This is a genomic window from Cerasibacillus terrae, assembly GCF_008039555.1.
Lineage (GTDB): Bacteria > Bacillota > Bacilli > Bacillales > Amphibacillaceae > Cerasibacillus > Cerasibacillus terrae.
This window is the reverse complement of the sequence record NZ_VDUW01000004.1, coordinates 196,731-215,017: the sequence shown is the minus strand read 5'-3', so window position 1 is coordinate 215,017 and position 18,287 is coordinate 196,731. Positions and strand designations below refer to the sequence as shown.

At 34.3% G+C, this 18,287-nt stretch carries 21 protein-coding genes; 12 read left to right on the top strand and 9 right to left on the bottom strand.

Features of this window, described 5'->3' with window-relative positions; translation table 11 throughout:
• Positions 1–75: 75 nt before the first annotated feature.
• Entirely contained in the window at positions 76–741 is a 666-nt protein-coding gene (locus tag FHP05_RS08175) for a GntR family transcriptional regulator (protein WP_147666933.1), read from the bottom strand.
• Between the two features lie 136 nt (positions 742–877).
• On the opposite strand from FHP05_RS08175, the gene FHP05_RS08170 reads away from it, so the two are divergent.
• Entirely contained in the window at positions 878–1,291 is a 414-nt protein-coding gene (locus FHP05_RS08170; protein WP_147666931.1) for a hypothetical protein, read from the top strand.
• A 4-nt stretch (positions 1,292–1,295) separates the two neighbouring features.
• Here FHP05_RS08170 and FHP05_RS08165 read toward each other — a convergent pair whose 3' ends face one another.
• The 3 genes from FHP05_RS08165 to panD form a co-directional block, all read right to left on the bottom strand.
• The gene (locus FHP05_RS08165) at positions 1,296–2,204 is read right to left on the bottom strand and encodes a nuclease-related domain-containing protein (RefSeq protein ID WP_191126292.1); all 909 of its coding nucleotides are present in this window, start codon (positions 2,202–2,204) and stop codon (positions 1,296–1,298) included.
• Positions 2,205–2,266: 62 nt separating this feature from the next.
• Entirely contained in the window at positions 2,267–3,013 is a 747-nt protein-coding gene (locus FHP05_RS08160) for an amidohydrolase family protein (RefSeq protein ID WP_147666927.1), read from the bottom strand.
• Between the two features lie 117 nt (positions 3,014–3,130).
• A complete protein-coding gene (panD, locus tag FHP05_RS08155; protein WP_147666925.1) occupies positions 3,131–3,529 on the bottom strand; it encodes an aspartate 1-decarboxylase in 399 nt (132 codons plus the stop codon).
• A gap of 282 nt (positions 3,530–3,811) precedes the next feature.
• Here panD and FHP05_RS08150 point away from each other — a divergent pair, with 282 nt between their 5' ends.
• The 4 genes from FHP05_RS08150 to FHP05_RS08135 all read left to right on the top strand — a co-directional run bounded on the left by FHP05_RS08150 (position 3,812) and on the right by FHP05_RS08135 (position 8,209).
• Positions 3,812–4,135 (top strand): PadR family transcriptional regulator, encoded by a 324-nt coding sequence (locus FHP05_RS08150; protein WP_147666923.1) that lies wholly within the window; start codon positions 3,812–3,814, stop codon positions 4,133–4,135.
• Positions 4,128–4,688 (top strand): HAAS signaling domain-containing protein, encoded by a 561-nt coding sequence (locus FHP05_RS08145; protein WP_147666921.1) that lies wholly within the window; start codon positions 4,128–4,130, stop codon positions 4,686–4,688. Before FHP05_RS08150 ends, FHP05_RS08145 begins: the two co-directional genes overlap by 8 nt.
• Positions 4,681–5,523: a DUF4097 family beta strand repeat-containing protein gene (locus tag FHP05_RS08140; protein WP_147666919.1), complete on the top strand. Its 843-nt coding sequence runs from the start codon at positions 4,681–4,683 to the stop codon at positions 5,521–5,523. Before FHP05_RS08145 ends, FHP05_RS08140 begins: the two co-directional genes overlap by 8 nt.
• 412 nt (positions 5,524–5,935) lie before the next feature.
• Positions 5,936–8,209, top strand: a complete 2,274-nt coding sequence (locus tag FHP05_RS08135; protein WP_147666917.1) for a nitric-oxide reductase large subunit — start codon at positions 5,936–5,938, stop codon at positions 8,207–8,209.
• 135 nt (positions 8,210–8,344) lie between these two features.
• Here the strand turns inward: FHP05_RS08135 and hmpA are convergent, their stop codons facing one another.
• Positions 8,345–9,565 (bottom strand): NO-inducible flavohemoprotein, encoded by a 1,221-nt coding sequence (gene hmpA / locus FHP05_RS08130; RefSeq protein WP_147666915.1) that lies wholly within the window; start codon positions 9,563–9,565, stop codon positions 8,345–8,347.
• A gap of 223 nt (positions 9,566–9,788) precedes the next feature.
• On the opposite strand from hmpA, the gene FHP05_RS08125 reads away from it, so the two are divergent.
• The 7 genes from FHP05_RS08125 (at position 9,789) to FHP05_RS08095 (ending at position 14,949) form a co-directional block, all read left to right on the top strand.
• Positions 9,789–10,052: a thioredoxin family protein gene (locus tag FHP05_RS08125; RefSeq protein WP_147666913.1), complete on the top strand. Its 264-nt coding sequence runs from the start codon at positions 9,789–9,791 to the stop codon at positions 10,050–10,052.
• On the top strand, positions 10,045–11,988 hold the full coding sequence (nrdD, locus tag FHP05_RS08120; protein WP_147666911.1) for an anaerobic ribonucleoside-triphosphate reductase: 1,944 nt from the start codon (positions 10,045–10,047) through the stop codon (positions 11,986–11,988). The genes FHP05_RS08125 and nrdD overlap by 8 nt, the downstream gene beginning before the upstream one ends.
• A 38-nt stretch (positions 11,989–12,026) precedes the next feature.
• On the top strand, positions 12,027–12,683 hold the full coding sequence (locus FHP05_RS08115) for a 4Fe-4S cluster-binding domain-containing protein (RefSeq protein WP_147666909.1): 657 nt from the start codon (positions 12,027–12,029) through the stop codon (positions 12,681–12,683).
• Positions 12,684–12,840: 157 nt separating this feature from the next.
• Positions 12,841–13,368, top strand: a complete 528-nt coding sequence (locus FHP05_RS08110; RefSeq protein WP_147666907.1) for a DUF402 domain-containing protein — start codon at positions 12,841–12,843, stop codon at positions 13,366–13,368.
• Between the two features lie 152 nt (positions 13,369–13,520).
• Positions 13,521–13,832 carry an ArsR/SmtB family transcription factor gene (locus FHP05_RS08105; protein ID WP_230973962.1) on the top strand — a complete coding sequence of 104 codons (312 nt, stop codon included), beginning with the start codon at positions 13,521–13,523 and terminating at the stop codon, positions 13,830–13,832.
• 63 nt (positions 13,833–13,895) lie between these two features.
• Positions 13,896–14,777, top strand: a complete 882-nt coding sequence (locus FHP05_RS08100) for a permease (RefSeq protein ID WP_147666905.1) — start codon at positions 13,896–13,898, stop codon at positions 14,775–14,777.
• A gap of 13 nt (positions 14,778–14,790) precedes the next feature.
• Positions 14,791–14,949, top strand: a complete 159-nt coding sequence (locus FHP05_RS08095) for an alcohol dehydrogenase (protein WP_147666903.1) — start codon at positions 14,791–14,793, stop codon at positions 14,947–14,949.
• 210 nt (positions 14,950–15,159) lie between these two features.
• Here the strand turns inward: FHP05_RS08095 and arsC are convergent, their stop codons facing one another.
• The 4 genes from arsC to FHP05_RS08080 all read right to left on the bottom strand — a co-directional run bounded on the left by arsC (position 15,160) and on the right by FHP05_RS08080 (position 18,170).
• On the bottom strand, positions 15,160–15,579 hold the full coding sequence (arsC, locus tag FHP05_RS08090; RefSeq protein WP_147666901.1) for an arsenate reductase (thioredoxin): 420 nt from the start codon (positions 15,577–15,579) through the stop codon (positions 15,160–15,162).
• Between the two features lie 335 nt (positions 15,580–15,914).
• On the bottom strand, positions 15,915–16,088 hold the full coding sequence (locus FHP05_RS15330; RefSeq protein ID WP_191126291.1) for a hypothetical protein: 174 nt from the start codon (positions 16,086–16,088) through the stop codon (positions 15,915–15,917).
• A 428-nt stretch (positions 16,089–16,516) separates the two neighbouring features.
• On the bottom strand, positions 16,517–17,806 hold the full coding sequence (locus tag FHP05_RS08085; protein ID WP_147666900.1) for an arsenic transporter: 1,290 nt from the start codon (positions 17,804–17,806) through the stop codon (positions 16,517–16,519).
• 31 nt (positions 17,807–17,837) lie between these two features.
• Positions 17,838–18,170: an ArsR/SmtB family transcription factor gene (locus FHP05_RS08080; RefSeq protein WP_147666898.1), complete on the bottom strand. Its 333-nt coding sequence runs from the start codon at positions 18,168–18,170 to the stop codon at positions 17,838–17,840.
• Between the last annotated feature and the right edge of the window lie 117 nt (positions 18,171–18,287).

Genomic DNA, 18,287 nt, shown 5'->3' with positions numbered 1-18,287 from the left:
TGATTTCATGCGATTTATTCGTTTTGTCAGTCAGCTGGGAATATTCATCGCTTCAGTCATGAGAGGTTCAAGCGCTTAAGATGGTGAGGAAATTCGGGTGAATTCTTCAATGGCACGAAGCCAATTTTCCTTCATTACCTCAGAAGCCTTCGCTCTTGCTCCTATTTTCATTAATTCAATGATAGCTGTATGTTCATCAATTGATTTTTTAGTTAATATGATGGAGTTATGGAAAAATAATCTCCTTACATGTGCTTGAAGTGAAGTTACAATCGAGTGAATATATGGATTTTTTGCTGTATCAACAATGATTTCATGAAACTCTTCGTCAATTTTCAATGCAGAGAAGTAATCTTCTAGTTGAATTGCTTCAGCAAATCTTTTATTTGTTTGTTCAAGCAGGTTGATCACTTTATTATTTAAGTGATTAATAGCTAATTCGGTAGATAGCGCTTGCAAAACTGCTAAAGGTGGTAGCAAGTCGTGGATTGATTCTCTATCTATTTCGGTAACCTGAGTTGCTTTACCCGGATACATTTTTACAAAGCCCTGTACTTCTAGTAACTGCAATGATTCTCGCACTGGAGTTCTACTAATTCCTAATGCACGGGCGATTTCAGAGTCATTTAATTTTTCACCAGGTTGCATGGTACCATCAATAATCCATTGCTGGAGTTGGTTAAATGCACTCTCTTTCGCTGATTGACGAATTGGTTTTTGATGGTCACTTGGAATTGGCATGACAACTCACCCTTTCTAAAATAGTATATAAATTCAATTATACTATAAAAAGGTAAGCATTGGTATATGCAATATATTGTATTATTGTTAAGATACTATTAATTCTTCTACCAAAAAATCAATCATTTAGCTAAAAATGGATGCCCGGAAAAGTGAGAAAGTCGGAAACCCGGTCATCCAACCGGAAATGGATGCCCGGAAAAGTGAGAAAGTCAGAAAATCAGTCACCCAACCGGAAATGGATGCCCGGAAAAGTGAGAAAACCAGAAAATCGATCATCCAACCGGAAATGGATGCCCGAAAAAGTGAAGAAAGCAGCAAATCGGTCATCCAACCGGAAATGGATGCCCGAAAAAGTGAGAAAAGCAGCAAATCGGTCATCCAACCGGAAATGGATGCCCAAAAAAGTGAAGAAAGCAGCAAATCGGTCACCCAACCGGAAATGGATGCCCGAAAAAGCGAGAAAACCAGCAAATCGGTCATCCAATCGAAAATGGATGCCCGAAAAAGCGAGAAAGTCAGAAAATCGGTCACCCAACTGGAGATGTAAAAGCTCATTTTGGCACATAATGAGCTGCTTTGCCATGCCCTACAATCATATAATTTTTTGATAGTATTCTTCTAATCGTCTTTTTTGAGTAGATAATTTTGCACCAATTGTAAATGATATTGGTAGTTATTTTTTTATTTGGAAAAAGAATTTCAAATTCACGAATCGATCTTAAAATAGATGTATCTATTTTTTCTTTATGGCCACAATGTTCACATACAAATTGCACATTTTTAGTTGGTGATAAAAAAGCTCCACATGTCGCACAGATGATACCTTTTTTTAGGGAATTATAGTCAAATTTTGGTGCAAGATTGTATGGTGATTGTTGTAGGTGAGCAGACATGAATTGTTTAGCAAGTGTATAATTTTTGGAATGAGGGGCATTCATATTTAAATCCTTGATAAAACGATTTCGTTGTGCTGGAAGAATAATGGGCTGGTTTCGAGGAGCTTGGAATAAAGCAAATTCAGAATTAGTAAAGACTACGTGACTATTGATTGGTAGGGTGTAACCGCAGGATTGGAGGAAACTTCGAAGAGCGGATTCGCATCGCCTAAGTTGGAGGATAGGATTTTTGATTTCGTTTCCTGTCGAGGTGTACCATATGTCTGATTCGATGTAAAAATCTCCCTCGTAATTTTTTATTTCAAACAGGTAAACAATGGTTGGGGTAAGTACTAATGCGTCTATTTGAAACAGGCTGTTATTGTGTTCGAGTAGTACGTCATATAAAATAATATAATTATCTGATAAATCCTTTAACCAGGATGCAAATTCCCGCTCACCTTCATAGCCCTTTTTCAAATTTAAATAATATTGCTTTTCATTAGAGGATAATTTTATCCGAATGCTTAAATAATATAATATTTCTAGTTTTAATGGTCGATAGAGTGGTTTTGCAATTACCATCTTCAACATCCTTTCAATTTATTAAATATAATAAAAAAATTCCAAGAATAAAATAAAAATACTTACTTGCTCAAATACCATTGAAGCGCATTTTTATAGAAAACCTTTTTAGCTGCTTCTTCATCAAGTGCATCTTTAATTAGCTTAATATCTGAAAAACGAAAAGGCCATTTTGCTCTTGTAGAAGGTAAGTCTGTTCCAAACATTAAAGCATCTGGGTTTATGGAATGGATTTTCTTTATCGCTTTTGCAACATCAAAATCAACTCTTCCAAAACCGGTTGCTTTCACCATTACTCCTTTATCTACTAAATATAGAAGATTAGGCAATCCATGTCTAGATAGACCTAAATGGTCGATGGAAACTGCGGGGAGCTTTTCTATTATTGTAGTTATTTCTGGTAAAGTGTTCGAATTAATATATAATTCGGTATGCCAATTTACCAATTCATATACTCTTCTTGCAAAATAGTCTAACCGTGAAATATCTTCAGAACCTCCACGGTTTACGTTGAAACGGATTGCTTTTACGCCATATTTATCAAGTTCTATAATATACTCATCCGGGACGTTGTGGGGTAATTGAGTCACACCAACAAATTGATCACCAAGTATTTTTAGTGTATCGATTAAATAGGATTGATCAAATCCCTGAAAAGAACCTGATACAACTGCTCCTCCACGTACATTTATATCCTTTACTATTTGTAAGTAATCTTTAGAAGTAAAAGGATTGGGCATAAATCCTTGGTTCTCAATAAGTGGGTATCTTTTGTCAATAATATGTAAATGTGAATCGAAAATTTCCATTTTCCTCACCTACCTCTATAAATTGGATAACTCCTTTTGAAATAGAAAACTTTCGTCTCAAAGATTACATGTTTTTGGTTCAGTTGAATTTAAAATTTCTGCCCAGCCAAATATTCTTTACATATTATATATTTCACCATCTGTTAAAGGAGCTTCTTCATGAATCAATTGTTTCACTTCATTTTTCTCATTCATTAGGGCAATAATTGGCTGATGGGAGGCAATCTCTTTATTTGAAACAAGTGCATAAGAAACAATAATCACAACATCTCCTTTTTGCACAAGTCTTGCTGCGGCACCATTTAAACAAATCATACCTGAACCTCTTTCACCAGCAATTACATATGTTTCAAGGCGAGCACCATTGTTGTTATTGACAATCTGTACTTTTTCATGTGGTAATATATTTACTTTGTCTAAAATATCTTGATCAATGGTAATACTTCCTACATAATTTAAATTAGCTTCTGTAACACGAGCACGGTGAATTTTACTTTTCATCATCGTACGAAACATGCAAATTCCTCCTAGTTATAATGGCTAATTAGTTTTAAAAGATTCACTAAATTAATATTTTCATAATTCATAATATCATGACATATAAATGCTTGTCCATTACATGTTACCCCTTATGAGATTCATTTCTTTTTTCTTCTAATTCCAACACAGTCCATTAAATCTATGAATAATGCCCTTTTTACACAAAAATAGGTACCTTGTAATGAACAGTACCATATGCTATATTAATATTGAGTATTGTTCATTGCAAGGTAGCTGATAATAGGATGGAGTGAAAATATGAATGTTCAATTTAAAAAGGGTATTTTAGAGCTCTGTGTTCTCGTTTTATTAGATAAAAAAGACTGTTATGGTTATGAACTAGTGCAACGAATTTCAAGTAAAATTGAAATCTCTGATGGTTCAATATATCCCTTATTAAGGAGACTGACGAAAGCAGATTATTTTACAACATATTTTCAAGAATCAAAAGAAGGACCTGCACGTAAGTATTATGCTTTAACTGAAAAGGGGAAAAAGCACCTTCATCAACAGATGCAGGAATGGAAGGAATTTTCAAAAGCAGTGAATGAATTAATTGAGGAGGGGATTGATGATGAATGAAGATCAGTTTTTGGGTACGTTGGATAAATATTTAAAAAAGCTTCCTAAAGAAGAGCGTCAAGACATACTACATGACTTCAAGGAACATTTTGAAATTGGAAAAATGGAAGGTAAGTCTGAGAAGGAAATCTCCGAATCACTCGGTTCACCGAATAAAATAGCGAAGGAAATGATTGCTTCCTATCATCTTGAAAAGGTAGAAACGAATGCATCGGCTGGTGATGTTTTACGAGCTGTTTGGGCAGTGATTGGATTAAGTTTCTTCAACCTCGTTATTGTACTTGGACCTTTTATTGCGATTGCAGGTTTGGTACTTGGAGGATGGGCTGTTGGTATTTCATTTACTATTTCTCCTCTTTTAGTGTTAATCAATTTATTCATCTATCCCGATACATTTCTGTGGTTTGATTTCTTTATCTCCTTTGTGCTTTCGGGTGTAGGTTTATTTATAACCATTGGAATGTACTTCGCTACCCGTCTATTGATTCGTGGATTTACAAAATATTTACAAGTGAATGTTAAGTTTGTTAAAGGAGGGCTGAAAAATGCTTAAAAAATTAGTAATGGTAGCTTCTGTCCTCTTAATTATTGGTATTGTTGGGAGCCTATTTAATTTTAAAACATTATATTCAGACAAAGAAATGAAAGAAGAAAAAATTATCGATACAGTATTTGATACGATAAACATATCAGTAGATAGTGCAAAAATAGAACTGATTCCTACGAATGAGAAGAATGCGATATTGGAATATAGAACCAATTATTCGGATTATAATTTTTCGAGTGAAGTAAAGAATTCAACTCTTGAAGTTCATGTTGATATGAATCAAAAGAAATTGTTTCGCTTTGACTTCTTTTCTAAAGGTTCAGCATTAAAATTATATATACCAAAAAAACAATATGAATCATTACAAATAGAAAGTGATAATGGAAGAATTATGATAGAAGAAATTGATGTAAAAACAGCAGATATACGTACGGATAATGGGCGGATCGAAATAAATAATATGGCTAGTGATAACCTTACTGCAAATTCAAATAATGGCAGAATCAATCTTGCAAATGTAGATGCTTCTACTGTCACCACAAAATCCAGTAACGGTAAGATTGTTTTAAATCATGTTACAGGTACATTATCCAGTAAAACAAATAATGGAAGTATTTCTTTAATAACCGAAGATTTAGAGCGTTCTATAGATTTTAAAACGGATAATGGAAAAATTGAAATTCAAACAGAAAAAGAACCAACAAATGTTATATTTGATTTAAAGACTGATAATGGAAGTATCGATGTTTTTAATCAATCGGACTGGGATACAGTAATCGGAAATGGAGACAATACGATTAAATTAGAAACAGATAATGGTAAAATTATAATAACAAAATAATCCATAAATAAGGGATAGCTGTACAACAGTTATCCCTTATTTTTATGTGATTTTCAATTCCGCGATAATGCACACATTTATGGAATGGAAAACATAATCAGATACTTTTTTCTAGACTGTTTCACATCATGTATGGGTCTATATAACGCTTTATTTTTACAAAAAAACTTCTCATATTTGTCATATTTCCATGAAAATATGTGATGGACATCACATGCTTCTCAGTCGCTTTTATTTAATATAAAAAAGAAATCAGCATTCTACTTATTTTTTAAAAGGGCATAGAAAGAAGGGAAATAAGCATCTGTTACATAAGATGGCCAAAAAATAAATGGAGTGGATAGAAAAATAGATTCAAAGAGAAATATATAGTATTACACAAATTTAACTTACATCAAGGCGGTGGAGTGCATTGAGTTATAAAAAATTATGGATAACGTTAGGAATCGTATTTTTTGCTTCCTTTGCGGTATTACTTTATTATGGTGGCGAAATTTATCAAGAAAAACCTCCTATTCCAGAAGAAGTTGTAACAGATTCTGGAGAGGTTATTTTTACGAAAGAAGATATACAAGATGGACAAAATGCTTGGCGACAAATTGGAGGACAAGAGCTTGGTAGTGTTTGGGGACATGGTGCCTATGTTGCACCAGACTGGACAGCAGATTGGTTGCATAGAGAATCTGTATGGCTTCTCGACCAGTGGGCACATGCTGAACATAAAACAGATTATGAATCCCTTTCAGAAGAGGATCAAAGTGCTTTAAAAGCAAGACTGAAAAAAGAACTACGGACGAATACGTATGATGAAAAGTCCGATCAAATAGTTGTATCAGATATACGTAAGCAAGCGATTGAGCATATGAGTGATTACTATGCAAGTGTCTTTATGGATGATCCAGAAATGGATGAATATAGAGAGCAAATTGCAATGCCTAAAAATACTGTTTCTGATCAAGAAAAAATGGATCAATTGAATGCCTTTTTATGGTGGGCAACATGGTCAGTAGAAACGAATCGTCCTGGACAGGAGATTACATACTCCAATAACTGGCCAGGTGAACCACTGATTGACAATGAACCGACAACAGGTAATATTATGTGGTCTATTATCAGTGTTATTCTATTACTTGCAGGTGTTGGAGCGCTTGCATGGTATTATGCAGCACAACGTGAAAAAGAAGATATTATCGAATTACCAGATACGGATCCACTGTTAAAATTTAAGAAAACACCATCCATGTATGCAGTTGAAAAATACTTTTGGATTGTTTCTGCTCTACTTGTTTTACAGGTTATTTTAGGTATCATTACAGCGCATTATGCTGTGGAAGGACAATCCTTTTATGGTATTCCATTAGCAGACATCTTCCCATATTCGGTTTCAAGAACATGGCACCAGCAATTAGGTATATTCTGGATTGCTACAGCTTGGTTAGCTGCCGGATTATATATGGGGCCAGCTGTTACTGGACGTGAACCGAAATACCAAAAACTTGGTGTCAACATATTATTTGGTGCATTAATTTTAGTTGTACTAGGTTCAATGGTCGGTCAATGGGCAGCTGTTCAAGGTTATATTACTGATTTAACTAGAAACTTCTATTTCGGTCACCAAGGATACGAATATGTTGACCTAGGTAGATTCTGGCAAATATTATTAGCATTTGGTCTATTTTTCTGGTTCTTCTTAATGGCGAGAGCTATCTGGCCTGCCATTAAGAAAAAAGATGAAAACAGAAGTTTACTCATATTGTTTTTACTAGCATCTGTTGCCATCCCAGCATTTTATTTACCAGGATTAATGTGGGGCGAATCCACACATATGTCGATGGTTACTTATTGGCAATGGTGGGTTGTCCACTTATGGGTAGAAGGATTCTTTGAAGTATTTGCTGTTGTAGTTATGGCATTTATTTTCTCACGCATGGGATTAATTAAGGTAAGAACAGCAACGGTAGCTACATTGTTCTCTACTTCTATTTTCCTAGCTGGTGGTATTATTGGTACATTCCACCACTTATATTTCTCTGGAACACCAATTGGGGTATTAGCATTTGGAGCAAGCTTTAGTGCATTGGAAGTTGTTCCACTAGTATTAATTGGTTATGAAGCAATAGAAAACTATCGTCATAGTAAGGTAAAACCTTGGGTGAGTCATTATAAATGGCCAATTTACTTCTTTGTTTCTGTTTCATTCTGGAACCTATTTGGTGCTGGTTTATTTGGATTCTTAATTAACCCACCAATTGCTTTGTACTATATTCAAGGACTAAACACAACACCATTACATGCCCATACTGCATTATTTGGTGTGTACGGAATGTTAGGTATTGGATTAATGCTATACACATTAAGAGGTCTATATGGAAAACGCCCATGGAAAACAAAACTTCTGAAGTTCTCTTTCTGGGCATTAAATATTGGTTTATTTTTGATGGCTGTAACAAGTCTGTTACCAGTTGGAATCTTACAAGCAATTGCCAGCATGGAGCATGGTATGTGGTATGCACGTTCCGCTGAATTTTTAAACCAAACAATCATTCAAAACTTAGTTTGGTTTAGATCATTCGGAGATACCATCTTTGCTTTAGGTGTTGTCGGTATTGCCTGGTTTGTTATCAGCCTAAAAACTGGTAGAGCATTTAAAGATGAAGCTGAAGATGAGGATAAAAAAGCATCATAATATTTTAGAAGAAAAACTCTCCCAGCATTTCCCTATCATTTAGATGGGGATTGCTTGGGAGTTTTTCGTTGATGCAAATTGGATTGAAGTATTCAATATAAGGAATATTTTAACCGCATTGAGTTTTTTAGTAATCTAAGCTTCTCCAATAGTACTAATTGGGCTAAATAGTTCATAGGTACGATTTTCCTCTGGGACTCCCCATTCTTTTAAAGCACTATCCATTGCTTGTAAAAATGGAAGTGGTCCACAAAAGTAGAAGTCTTTTTGATTATCGGATAACACAGACTTTAGCCAATCCAATTCTACAAAGCCCTCCTTATCAAATCGTTTTTCAGCTTTATCCTCATCTGTAGGATGTGAGTAACATATATAAGAAGTTACATTTGGATGTTTATTTTCCATGTTTTCCACATGTTCTCTCATCGCATGTACTTTACTATTTGCATTCGCATGGATAAACGTAATTTCACGATTGGGCTCTGTTTCAATTAAGGTGTTAAACATACTCATCATCGGTGTAATACCTACACCACCGCTAAGCAACACAATTGGTTTATCTTTTGTCCGAATCGTAAAATCACCAGCAGGTGCTCTTAACTGTAATTTATCTCCCTCTTGAACATCGTGATGAAGATAAGTGGATACAATACCTGCTGGTGCATCTCTACGGGCATCTTCACGCTTTACACTAATTCGGTAATAATTTTTATTAGGGGCATCTGATAAACTATAATGTCGCATATGGGAATATTTTTCTCCATCAATATCTGCTTGCAATGTCAAATATTGCCCAGCTCTATAGGTAGGAATAGCATGGCCATCTTCAGGTTTTAAATAAAAGGACGTAACAAGATCACTTTCCTTTACTTTCCGTTCAACAATGAAGGTACGATTTCCAACCCATCCACCTGGTTGCTCTTCAACCTCTTGAAAAAGTTTCTTTTCCATATCAATAAAATAATTGGCTAATACTTGATAAGCTTTTCTCCAAGCATCTATAATTTCATCTGTTGCACTGTCATCAAGCACATCTTGTACAGCATCAAGTAATGCTTCTCCTACAACTTCGTATTGTTCTGGTTGTACATGTAATGCACGATGTTTTTCGGTGACTCTCTCTACCATCGATTCAACAGCTTGTAAATTATCAATATTTGCTCCAGCCAAATAAACACCGTATGCTAATGCTCCTTGTTGAAGACCACGCTTTTGATTTGTTTGGTTAAACATATTATATAATTCAGGAGCTCTTGAGAACAGCAAGGTGTAAAAACGCTCCCCAATTTCTTGATTATGCTCCTTTAATATCGGTGCAGTAGATTTCACAATGTCAATTACTTTTTTATCAAGCATATTATTTTTCTCCTTTTTAAAACTCCATAATTGCGATACTTATTTTTCCTTATCATATATTTTTTATTCTTATCGTTTTGTATCAGTCTTGTTTTACAAGGATTATAAGTCAATAGCCTATGCCTGGTACAAAATATAAAATTTCAACATATAGTGACTAAAATCACTTATCTATACTATATATTGTGTTATAGTGTGTATTGTCTGAAGAGGGGGGATATGATTGAGATTATTAAAGTTTGAAACAGCGACATGTCCGAAATGTCCCGTAGTCTCGAATTTTTTAATGCAACAAGATGTTCCATTTGAGACTGTTGATGCAAAAGAGGATTCGAAAACGGCACAATCATTTCAAATTATGTCTGTACCAACAACCATATTATTAGATGATGAAAATAAGGAAATCGCACGAAGTACTGGAGTTAATCCGAAAGAGCTTATGCAAATAATCCATACATATCAAAAAGGAGAGTCAAGTCATGTTTAAAAATACCGAACAAATTATTCAAAAATTCACGTCAGATACTGAAGATAAAAAAGCAGATTACTTAAAACACGAAAACAGTAACTTTGTTTATTCCGTTTCACTTTTGCGCCACAACATAAATAATCATGCAGAAGAAGAATATTTATTTAAACATGTTTTACCACCAAGAGTAAAAGAATTGTATGATGAAGGAATTGTTTATGTACATGATAGGCAACTAGCACCTTATTGTGTTTCTATTAGCTGTATGGATATTGCATCAAAAGGTATCCCGTCTTTAGCCAAAAATATGATTTCATCAAAACCAACGAAACGCTTGTCCATTTTGCTTCGCCATTTTAGCAATGTGGTTACACTCGTTTCACAACAAGTATCTGGTGCTGTAATGCTTGCTCAATTAACAACAGTTGCAGCTTCTTACCTACAAGATGAAGAAGAACGTGGCAATACATATACGGATGATGAGTTAGAACAATTATTCCAAAGTTTGATTTGGGAATTAAATATGCCTTTACGTTCTGGTGCCCAAAGTAGTTTCTCTAACGCTACATTAGAATTCGGAAAACCTTCTGAAGAGATAAAAGATGAGTATGTAATCATTGGTGGCGAATTACGCCTTATTCAATATAAGGATATTCCTAGCACTTACTTTGATCGAATTAATCAAGCGATTATCAATGTGATGAGTAAAGGAACAGGTAGTGACGGGATTCCATTTACTTTCCCATTATTAACAGTTCAAATTGATGATAATTTTAACTATGAAAACCCACTCTTCTTAGAACTTTTAGATAAAATGTACAATTGGGGTGGCGTATATTTTGAAAACTTTAAAATAAAACCATTTGAAGATCCATACTATAAACAGTTAAATCCATTAATTCAAGCTAGAGATCCAGAAGTAAGCCGTAGCTTATGCTGTCGTTTACAGATTAACTTAGAGACACTTTCTAAAGCAGGTGGAGGTATCTTTGGTTCCTCTACAGGTTCTACTGGTGCTGTTCAAGTACTGAATTTAAACATGAACCGCATGTTATTAGAATTTGGCCATGATAAAGAACAATTAAAATCCAAAATGCGTGAATACATGGAAGTAATGCAAGAAGCACATATGGCAAAACGTCAATGGATTGAAAATAATAAAGAATTATATCCAACTTTCTTCTCTTATAATGACGATTTAAAAAATTATTTCAACGTATTCGCTGTAACAGGAATGCATGAAGGTCTAATTAATTTAGGTTATAAAGACGGAATAAAAGATGCAGAAGGAAAATTATTTGCTCATGAAATCATGCAATATATGACAGAAATTGTAAATGAATTTATTGTGAGAGATAAAGTTGCATGTGGAATTGAATATGCACCAGCTGAAAATGCGGCCATCAAACTTGCTCGCCATGATGTGAAATGGGCGAAAAAACATGGTAGAGAAATCTTCGTACAAGGAGAAGGAGAAGATCCATATCTAACAAGTGGTTGTATGACACCATTCTCTGATGAAGATTTCTTAGATCAACTTGAAAACAGTGCAGAATTCCAAGGATATGCAACATCTGGAAGTGTATTACACCACTTTTTAGAATCAAAAGTTGCTCCAGAAAAGCTAGTGAAATATTTGGATAAAATCTTTGAAAAACCAATTAATTATATTACATTGACACCAACCATTACGTCTTGTATGTCTTGTGGACAAAAAATAGTTGCAGAAGATGCGAAAAATATTCAACATTGTCCAACATGTGATTCCACAGATATCGCAACATTTAGTCGGGTAATTGGTTACTTAAAAATGATTGCAAGAAATAATATCCAAGTCGATGAAAAAGGGTATTATAAAGGGAAATATAATTTCTGGTCCAAAGCAAGACGACATGATTGGAATGTACGGAATCGCTTGAAAGAAGAGACAATGGAGGAGGTTGTGCATGGATAGGGGATTTTAAAACAAAATTCTCCTATCATGTATATATCATGAAATTTTATAAAAATTTTATTCGGACATTTAATGATTTACCAGATCACACAACACTATTAATTCATACTTTATCAGGTTGCCCACTACATTGTTTCGGCTGTCATAATTATGATGAAATTATTGCCAATACACCAAAAGAACATAAAACAAGAGAGGACTTGTATCAATACTTGGAAAAAGGTGGATTTTTATTTGATGCTGTCATGTTCAGTGGTGGTGAATTTTTAATCGATAATATAAACGAAATATGTGATGTTTTGCGGAATGTTCGTCAGATTTTTGACGGAAAAATAATTGTGACAACGAGTGGAATCTATCATAAAAAAGTACAACGACTATATGAGGAAAACCTTGTTGACGGGATTCACATTGATATGAAATTGCCATATCATGCATTAGATGTAGAAGAGGATAAACAAATTTTCGAGGATGTTATAGGGATTACACCTTCACAAAAAGTCGTGGACAATTTTCTTCAAAGTATTGATATGGTAATCTCCCATGGTTCTATCTTAGATCAAGTACGAACAGTAAAATATCCGCTATTAGATGATGCATTTTTTGAAGAAACTAGAAATTATGTAGAAGAACGAAAAGCATATTACCAAAGTGATGTACCTTACTTTTTGAATGATTTTATGCATCCGCAATAGTTTGCGAAGTTGTGATGATTTTAAACTTTATTGAGCTGAATCCGCTACGGGTTCAGCTTTTCCTAATTTAATGAAGGATGTTTTAGTTAGAACGTTTCAAATCATGTTAAGCTAGATAGGAATCTTTTGTTGAAAGAGAAGGGAATGTTAATCAAGGATGCCAAAACTTAAAAAGATGATAGAAAGAAAAATACGCTATGATCAAACAATTGTTGAACATGATTGTATTTTGTTGGAAACGAAAAAAGAAAGACATGTACTTTTTCATAAAATTGAAACACCATTTACAATGACAGCAAGTGAAAGAGAATTAACCATTCGGAAAGGGAGTTATACACTAGCATTTTATTGGGAAAAGTGTCCTTATAATGTATACATTTGGCGTGATGAACATGGGAAATACTTAGGGGCTTATTTTAATATAGTTAAAAACACTTACATAACAGAACAAGTATTATCTTTTGAAGATTTGATTATCGATGTGCTTGTTTTTCCAGATGGAAGATATTTTGTTTTAGATGAAGATGAATTACCAAAACCTTTAGCAGAATTTGAGAAAGGGGATGTACAAGCATCTTTAAATTCACTACTTGAAATGTTGGATACATTTCTTCCAACTATATTATCAGAAGCGGAACACCTATTTAAACATGAAAAACTCCTTCCATTATTGGGTAATAACTAATTATTTTTGCACAGCACATATTACTAACTAGAATAAGATTCGAGTAATGTTATTTTGTTTAAAAATTGAAATCTATAAATCCGTTGACATTTTTCCAGAAAAAACATAATATAATATATATATCAAAATAATTTGATGGGAGAAAATACATTGTGAAAACACAAGTTTATATTTGTGATAACGACTTGCTTAACTATCAAAAAAAATTCAAATCCTTATCTGATAGCAACAGACTGTATATCCTACATATTTTAGCTACAAATGGAAAAACATGTGTTTGTGATCTGAGTGAGTTATTAAAGTTAAGTCAATCAAAATTGTCTTACCATCTAAAAATTTTATTAGATGCGAACTTCATTACAGTTGAAAAAGAAGGAAAATGGAATTATTATTCAGCCAATTCAAATGAACTAAAAAAGGTTTTATCTAATGAACTTTGTTGCCTTTTTTATTCTGGAGAATAGTTAATTATTTTTTTTAATTAACACATCAAAAAAAGTTGATGTGTCTTTGTGGAAAGGGTGTTTATGTTGGATTGGATGGGATTTATACGAAATTTTTCAGTGATGTTTTTAGAATTAACTGCATTATTTATAGTTATAAGTTTTCTTGTTAGTTTGTTACAGCAAGTTGTTACAGAAGAAAAAATAAAAGGCATTTTACAAAAAGGTAATAAAGCAACAGGCTATATTTCAGGAACAATTTTGGGTGCACTTACTCCATTTTGTTCATGTTCGACAATACCTATATTGGCAGGGTTATTAAGTTCTGGTGCACCTTTTGGGCCATCTATATCGTTTTTAATATCTTCTCCTTTATTAAATCCTGTTATTGTAATTTTATTGTGGAAACTGTTGGGCTTTAAAATAACAGCCTTTTATGTCATTGCCATGTTTATTTTTGCCGTTCTAGCTGGTGTAACTTTTAATGCTCTAGATTTAGAAAAGCATTTAAGAAATGTCAGAATACGAAGGTCACAAAGTGGGAAAGAACAGAAAGAATCGAAGTGGATTATTGCTTTAAAAGATGCTTGGAACTTCTTTTATCCTGTGTTACCTTATTTGCTTATTGGGGTACTCATTGGGGCTGCGATTCATGATTTCATTCCTAAAGAATTTATAACTTCTGTCGCTGGAGATAATCATCCATTTGCTATTCCAGTAGCAGCGATTATTGGAATACCTATGTATATTCGAGTTGAAACAATGATTCCGATATCAGAAGCATTGGTAAGTAAGGGAATGAGCATGGGGGCTGTCATTGCATTAATTATTGGTGGTGCAGGAGCCAGTCTTCCAGAGGTTTTATTGTTAAACAAATTATTTAAACCCCGTTTGTTAACTGCATTTATTGTAGCAATTTTATTAGGTGCTATTGTCACCGGCTATATCCTTTATTTTATTTTTTAGGAGGTGAGATAAGATGAGTAAAGAAAAAAAAGAATCGATATTTAAAAGAATCTTTTCTTCCAATCAAGATTGCTGCTCTGTAGATATTGAGGAAATTGAAGAAAACAATGATGAGAAAGCAAACGCAAAGACGAAAGGTGAATCTTCATGTTGCTCTAATAAAACAGAATAAACATAAAATGTTATACATCGTCTAAGATTTTAGGCGATGTAGATATTTTAATTTAGTTTAGGAATAGACAAAATTCCAAAACAATAAACATTTGGATTTTGTTAATTTATAAGATGTTTTCTAGACATTTAATATGTCAAATTAAAGAAATAAATAATAATGTATATAAAAAGCGCACCGAAGGATTTAGATTTACCTTCAGTGCGTTTTTTATTTTCCCTTTTTAGCAAATTCTTTTATACGCTTCTCCATTTCATCTCTTACCCGCTCAAAAATAGCCCACTTCTCTTCCTCTGTTCCTTCTGCTTTCGCTGGGTCGTCAAAACCCCAATGCCACCTTGTAACATGCGGGGGTGTCATTGGGCACTTGTCATTCGCATCCCCACATAATGTGATAATAATATCTGCTTTATTTAAAATCTTTTGATCAATGATGTTAGAGGTTTGCTTTGAAATGTCAATCCCTACTGCTTTCATTGCTTTTACAGCAATCGGATTGACACCATGTGCCTCAATCCCTGCTGAATAGACATCATATTCATTAGCTAGATATTTCTTCCCGAAACCTTCTGCCATTTGGCTTCTGCAGGAATTTCCTGTACATAAAAAGTAAATTGTCTTTTTCGTCATTTTAGATCTCCTTTCTTATAAGGATTTTTGATTCCAGTCCAGTGATATACACTTCACATGCACGTAATTGTGCCTGTAAACAAAGAAATCGCGTTGGCAAATCACGAATAAGAGTCAATCGTTCCCGGAATTTATGAAATCGCGGAAATTGGTAACGAATAACCGCTAATCGTACCTGAGAAACGAGAAATCGCAGAACCAGGTAACGAATAAGCGTTAATCGTGCCTGGGAATCGTGAAATCACAGAACCAGGTAACGAATAACCGTTAATCGTGCCTGGGAATCGTGAAATCACAGAACCAGGTAACGAATAAGCGTTAATCGTTCCCGAGAATCATGAAATCGCAGAACCAGGTAACGAATAACCGTTAATCGTGCCTGGGAATCGTGAAATCGCAGAACCAGGTAACGAATAACCGTTAATCGTGCCTGAGAATCGTGAAATCGCAGAACCAGGTAACGAATAAGCATTAATCGTTCCCGAAAATCGTGGAAATCGCAGAACCAAGTAACGAATAACCGTTAATCGTGCCTGAGAAACGTGAAATCACAGAACCAGGTAACGAATAAGCGTTAATCGTTCCCGAAAATCGTGGAAATCGCAGAACCAGGTAACGAATAAGCGTTAATCGTGCCTGAGAAACGAGAAATCGCAGAACCAGGTAACGAATAAGCGTTAATCGTGCCTGAGAATCGTGAAATCGCAGAACCAAGTAACGAATAAATGTTAATCGTGCCTGAGAATCGTGAAATCGCAGAGTATGGACACGAATATAAAGTAAACTATCCAATACTCCTTGAACCCCGAACTTGAGCCCCACACAGAAAAGCGTTGCATTCTCAATGAATCTTCGTGTATGTCTCCTCTCATGGGGCATCTCTTAAGTGTTCTTCGTTAAAAACACAAACTTCATGAAAATAATCTTTCTTAAATTCCTATAAAAAAACTAATGTCAAAAACAGTCCACACAAGGTGATAAATAGAATAGGGATGGTTAACATAATTCCTGTTTTAAAATAGGTTCCCCATGAAATTTTCACGCCTTTTTGTGATAAAACATGAAGCCATACTAAGGTTGCAAGGGAACCGATTGGTGTAATTTTTGGCCCTAAATCAGAGCCAACCACATTAGCGTAAATCAGTGCTTCTTTCAAAACACCAGATGTACTTGTTTCAGCAATCGCTAACGCATCAATCATAACGGTTGGCATATTGTTCATAATCGATGATAAGAAAGCTGCAATAAAACCCATCGCAATTGTTGCAACGAACAAGCCACGTTCGGCAGCTGCTTCAATCACTGTAGCTAATGCATCTGTAAGCCCTGCATTACCTAATCCATAGACAACGACATACATTCCGATAGAGAAAAATACGATATTCCAAGGCGCCCCTTTAATAACTGCTTTTGTATCTACAACCTCACTATTCCTAGCCATAAGAATGAAGAAAATTGCAATAGTACCCGCAATAATGGAGACAGGAAGATGGATGAATTCACTAACGAAATAACCAATCAATAATAAACTAAGAACAAACCATGACATGCGGAACATTTTATGATCTTTAATCGCATCTTTTGGATCACTTAATTTAGAAACTTCATATGTCCTCGGAATGCTTTTTCGAAAATAAAATAATAAAACGGAAATGGTTGCAACGAGCGAAAAGATATTCGGAATAATCATTCTTGAAGCATACTCTACAAACCCAATGCCGAAGAAATCTGCCGATACAATATTTACTAAGTTACTTACGACAAATGGTAAAGATGTTGTATCCGCGATAAATCCACTTGCCATAATAAATGGGAAAATCATTTTTTCCTTAAAATTTAGATTCCGAACCATTGCAAGTACAATAGGTGTGAGGATTAATGCTGCACCATCATTGGCAAAAAAGGCAGCAACAATGGCACCTAATATACTTATGTAGATAAACATTTTAATTCCGTTACCTTTTGCAATCCTTGCCATATGAAGTGCGGCCCATTCAAACAAGCCGATTTCATCCAATATTAATGAGATTAAAATAATCGCAATAAAAGCTAGTGTTGCATTCCAGACAATTCCCGTTACATCAATCACATCTTGGAAATCGACGACACCAACAAGAAGTGCAATAAATGCACCAATGCATGCCGACCATCCGATAGACAAGCCTTTAGGTTGCCAAATAACGAAAATTAAAGTTACTAAAAATATAAGAATAGCTAAATAAACCAATATAAATCACCTTTCTATTTTCGTGAGAGAATTACTCACAGAGGATTCTTTTTCCATCAACAACCAATGATTGAATTTTATCTGTTTTAGGTGGTAGCATACTAGTCAAATGTAGAACGAATGTATATAATTCATGCTCTTTATTAAGCGAATAGAAAACCCACTTACCTCTTCTTTCTTCTAAAATGATTTCAACCTGTCTTAATCTCTTTAAATGCTGACTAATCGATGGCTGACTCATTTGAAGCAGCTCAACCAACTCACAAACACAGAAGGAATCACGCGTCAAATAAGAAATAATTTTCAACCTAGTTTCTTCACCAATGGCTTTTAAAAATTCTTCGGCAACAGAATAAGTTAACATAGAATTCACCTACTTTCACATAAACAAATAACTATATTCTAGAAAAGAAGGAAATGGAAATACTTCACTAAAATTAGTTAAAAGAGATTATTTACAGGATTATTATATAATCAAGTG